We start from the raw sequence: 4173 nt of genomic DNA, 5'->3' as shown, positions 1-4173 counted from the left end.
GGCACTACGACCACGCCGGCGCCTACGTCCCCCTGGACTTCCCGCTCCCCCTGTCCAACGACGAACTCCTCGCCGGCGTGGTCGTAGTGCCAGACCAGGTGGGACTGCTGGGCCGTCGCCTCGAACATCTCCAGCAACTGCTCGTAGTCGCCGCCCAGTTCGTCGACCGGGGTCAGCGGCAGACCGCAGACCTGGAGGAGGTAGGCGCGGCGCAGGAAGTGCAGTGCGTCGTAGTCGAAGCCGGCCACCGGTGCCACTTCCCCGGACAGACCGGGCATGTACTGGTACACCGGCACCGGTGGAAGCCCGTTCTCGGCGAGCACCTTGTTGTACTGCGCGAGTTCCTCGGCGAACGGGTTGTCGGGGGTGTGGCACAGCACGTCGACGAGCGGTACCAGCCACAGGTCACAGGCCAAAGAGGGCTCCTCGGGGAGGGCGGGGTTCCAACGCTTTGGTGGTCAGGGAGTGTAGAAGCGTAGTCGGTGGTGATCGGTACGGCGTCGCTCGGTTCTCCCCGTGCAGGTCCTTTACCCACACCTCGCCCGTCCACGTACTCGGGGGCGGAAGTCCCGCCGAATCAGGGACGGAAGGGACGGCGGAGGTGCAAGGGGGACGGCAGGGGCGCGGGCCGGTCGCTCAGGTGCCGTTGGCCAGGCGTTCGACGAGGGCGAGGGCGCCGGCGTTGTACTCGGCGACGATCGTGCGGGCGGTCGTGGTGTCGCCCGTCGCCAGGGCGTCGACGAGTGCGGTGTGCCGGGACCACAGCTCGCCGCGCAGATCGGTGCGGCGGCGCAGGTACTGCACCGAGCAGGCCCAGCACTGCACGCGCAGCCGGTGCAGGAAGTCGCTGAGGTAGGGGTTGCCGAACAGGGCGACGAGCTCCCGCCAGAAGCGCAGGTCGTAGCCGATCAGAACCGCCAGGTCGCCCGCGGCGGCCGCGCGCTGCGCCTCCTCGCCGCGCCGGCGCACCCCGGCGAGCGTGGTCGTGAAGGACGGGTCGTCGAGACGGGGGAAGGGCTTGAGGCCCTCGGATATGGCCCGGAACATGCCGTCGGCGACCAGGCCGCGTGCCTCGATCATCGCGCGGAAGTCGTCCAGGGAGTACTCGCGCACCCGGAAGCCGCGGTGCTGGTCGGCCTCCAGCAGGCCCTGGGCGGACAGGTCGACCAGCGCCTCGCGGACGGGGGTCGCGGACACCCCGTACTGCTCGGCGATCTCCTTGACCGTGCACTCCTGACCCGGTTGGAACCGCCCGGCCAGCACCTCGTCCCGGAGCGCGTCCGCGATCTGCTGCCGCAGCGTGCTGCGTGTCACGGCGCCGGTACCGCTGTTGCCGGGCATGGTCGGGAATCTCCTCACGCGTAGGGGGGTGGCGTACTCGTGCGTCCTTTACGGGCACGCCACCTTACGCGTTTCGGGTTACTCCTCAGTACCGCCGTCCGGAGCCGGCACGGTCGTGCGCAGGGCCGTACGCCGTACGGCCCGTTCAGCGTACGGGCCGTACGGCGTACGGACTACTCGGTGTACTCGTCGGCCACCGACAGGGCTGCGTCCAGTGCCGCCAGGCCCTCCTTCAGCTCGGCCGCGGTCGCATTGCACGGCGGGACGACATGGGTGCGGTTCATGTTGACGAAGGGCCACAGGCCGTTCGCCTTGGCGGCGGCGGCGAAGGCCGCCATCGGGGCGTTCGCCTCGCCGGTCGCGTTGTACGGCACCAGCGGCTCGCGGGTCTCGCGGTTCTTCACCAGCTCGACGGCCCAGAACATGCCGACACCGCGCACGTCGCCGACGCTCGGGTGCCGCTCGGCCAGCTCGCGCAGCCCCGGCTCCACGACCTCGGCGCCGAGCCGCTTGGCGTTCTCGACGACGCCCTCCTCGGCCATCACGTTGATCGTCGCGACGGCCGCGGCGCAGGCCAGGGGGTGCCCGGAGTAGGTGAGACCGCCGGGGTAGACCCGCTTGCCGAACGTCTCCGCGATCTTCCCGGAGATCGCGACGCCGCCGAGCGGGACGTAGCCGGAGTTGACGCCCTTGGCGAAGGTCATCAGGTCCGGCACGACGCCGAAGAGGTCCGCCGCGAACCACTCGCCGGTCCGTCCGAACCCGGCCATGACCTCGTCCAGGATGAAGACGATCCCGTACTTGTCGCACAGCTCGCGCACCCCGGCGAGGTAGCCGGGCGGCGGCACCATGATCCCGGCCGTGCCGGGCACGGTCTCCAGGATGATCGCGGCGATGGTCGACGGCCCCTCGAAGGCGATCGTCGTCTCCAGGTGCTCCAGGGCGCGCTCGCACTCCTGCTCCTCGGTCTCGGCGTAGAAGCGGGAGCGGTAGAGGAAGGGCGCCCAGAAGTGCACGACACCGGCCGTGCCGCTGTCCGAGGGCCAGCGCCGCGGGTCGCCGGTGACGTTGACGGCCTGCTGCGTGCCGCCGTGGTAGGAGCGGTACGCCGAGAGGACCTTGGGCCGCCCGGTGTGCAGCCGCGCCATGCGGATGGCGTGCTCGACGGCGTCGGCGCCGCCGTTGGTGAAGAAGATCTTGTCCAGGTCGCCCGGGGTCCGCTCGGCGATCAGCCGCGCCGCCTCGGACCGCGCCTCGACGGCGAACGCCGGCGCGAACGTGGCCAGCTCGGCGGCCTGCTCCTGGATCGCGGCGACGACCTTGGGGTGCTGGTAGCCGATGTTGGTGTAGACGAGCCCGCTGGCGAAGTCCAGGTAGTGCTTGCCGTCGTAGTCCCAGAAGTACGACCCTTCGGCGCCGGCTATGGCCGGCGGGTCGATGAGGTCCTGCGCGGACCAGGAGTGGAACACATGGGCACGGTCGGCGGCCTTGACGGCAGCGCCGGCTTCGGGATTCGGCTGAGGGGTCATACGGGCGAGGGTAAACGGGTGCGGCGGGGCACGACATCGGCGTCCTGTCTGCGCTCGCAGGGTTTTGACGACAGGTTGTCGCTGTTACGGAACCGTAGGCACCGAGCCCCCCGTCCGTGTGGTGCGCGGCACTATTCTCGGTCTGGCGCACAGGGACGTATCGGGGGATATCGGGGGGAGGCGGTTCGGTCGTGCAGAGGCTCGCACCCGACGATCCGCAGAGGATCGGTGCGTACCGGCTGCTGGCGCGGCTCGGGGCCGGCGGCATGGGGCAGGTGTATCTGGCCCGGTCGGACCGGGGGCGGACCGTCGCGGTGAAGCTGGTGCGGCAGGAACTGGCGCAGCAGGAGGAGTTCCGGGCGCGGTTCCGGCAGGAGGTGCAGGCCGCGCGGCGGGTCGGCGGGCACTGGACGGCTCCCGTGCTGGACGCGGACACCGAGGCCGCCGTGCCGTGGGTGGCCACCGGATATGTCGCCGGGCCCAGCCTGCAGCAGGTCGTCGGGCACGACCACGGGCCGCTGCCCGAGAGGTCGGTGCGGATCCTCGCGGCCGGACTGGCCGGTGCGCTCAAGGACATCCACGCGGCGGGTCTCGTCCACCGCGACCTCAAGCCGTCCAATGTGCTCGTCACGATCGACGGCCCGCGGGTCATCGACTTCGGCATCGCACGGGCGCTGGAGACCGTCACGGACGGCGGGCTCACCCGGACCGGCGCACTGGTCGGCTCGCCCGGCTTCATGGCGCCCGAGCAGGTGCGCGGCGACCGGATCACCCCGGCGTGCGACGTCTTCTGCCTCGGTTCGGTGCTCGCGTACGCCGCGACCGGTGCGCTGCCCTTCGGCGGCGCCGACAGCGGGGTGCACGCGCTGATGTACCGGATCGCCGAGGAGGAACCCGATCTCGAGGGGGTGCCCGAGGGCATCGCCGACCTGGTCCGCGACTGTCTGCGGAAGGACCCGGCCGCCCGGCCGACCCTCGACCAGATCGTCCGGCGCACCGGGGCCGGGGACACGGTCGCCGACGGACGGCTCCGCGACCCCTGGCTGCCCGGTGCCCTGGTCGCCCAGCTCGGGCGTCATGCCGTCCGGCTGCTGGACGCGGAGAACCCGGAGGATCCGCAGAGGACACCGGGGGGCGGGGCCGCCGCTTCCGCCGGGGCGCAACGAGCCGGGGAGGAGGCCGCCGGTCCGGCGCAGCCCGCGGACGGTGCCGCACCTGCCGGTGCCGCGCCCGCCGGTGCCGCGCCCGCCGGGGCCGGACCGCGGGGCGGCACGGCCGTGGCCGGGACCGGCAGGTGCGGCAC

At 72.0% G+C, this 4173-nt stretch carries 3 protein-coding genes and 1 pseudogene; 1 reads left to right on the top strand and 3 read right to left on the bottom strand.

Annotation, left to right across the window (positions count from 1 at the left end; all coding sequences use genetic code 11):
* The 3 genes and pseudogenes from CCN35_RS19050 to CCN35_RS19040 form a co-directional block, all read right to left on the bottom strand.
* Positions 1-416, bottom strand: a pseudogene (locus tag CCN35_RS19050) (hypothetical protein); the annotation flags it as partial.
* Positions 417-636: 220 nt separating this feature from the next.
* A complete protein-coding gene (locus CCN35_RS19045) occupies positions 637-1341 on the bottom strand; it encodes a GntR family transcriptional regulator (protein WP_067397183.1) in 705 nt (234 codons plus the stop codon).
* Between the two features lie 173 nt (positions 1342-1514).
* Positions 1515-2870, bottom strand: a complete 1356-nt coding sequence (locus CCN35_RS19040; RefSeq protein WP_086793664.1) for an aspartate aminotransferase family protein — start codon at positions 2868-2870, stop codon at positions 1515-1517.
* 191 nt (positions 2871-3061) lie between these two features.
* On the opposite strand from CCN35_RS19040, the gene CCN35_RS19035 reads away from it, so the two are divergent.
* Positions 3062-4173 (top strand): serine/threonine-protein kinase (locus CCN35_RS19035; protein ID WP_245863273.1); only part of this gene is annotated, 1112 nt, incomplete at its 3' end.

Source organism: Streptomyces thermovulgaris (genome assembly GCF_002155915.1).
GTDB lineage: Bacteria > Actinomycetota > Actinomycetes > Streptomycetales > Streptomycetaceae > Streptomyces > Streptomyces thermovulgaris.
The sequence above is the reverse complement of the archived record's forward strand: the minus strand, read 5'-3'. Positions and strand labels throughout refer to the sequence as shown.